Origin of the sequence: Chryseobacterium sp. SIMBA_038 (assembly GCF_046535115.1) — a bacterium.
Taxonomy (GTDB): Bacteria; Bacteroidota; Bacteroidia; order Flavobacteriales; family Weeksellaceae; genus Chryseobacterium.
The window spans coordinates 1-270 of the sequence record NZ_JAWRXH010000177.1 but is presented as its reverse complement, the minus strand read 5'-3'; the positions used below and the strand labels follow the sequence as shown (position 1 = coordinate 270).

Annotated in this window: 1 pseudogene; it reads left to right on the top strand. The window is 38.9% G+C overall.

The annotated features are described in order from the left end of the window. Nucleotides 1-269 (top strand): annotated as a pseudogene (locus SB689_RS23185) (hypothetical protein); the annotation flags it as partial. Between the last annotated feature and the right edge of the window lies 1 nt (nucleotide 270).

Sequence of the window (270 nt, the reverse complement as noted above, 5' to 3'; positions counted from 1 at the left end):
AGCAGCCTAATGGCAAATACCTTTATCAATCCTGGAATGCTGGTGCAAAAATTACAGCTAAACCAAGCATGATTATCAGTGATGGTGAACTGATTCCTGATGGAACGGGAGGAAATTATTATATCAGCTTTAATAACGAGGGGCATAGCTATCAGGTTTGGAGAAATTACCTTACTGATTCTGCTAAAAAAGCGCCTTATACACTGGTTGTTTATGATACAAATGATCAAGAAATAGTCCGCCAGGACGGGCAGGGAGTAAAAAATTAAT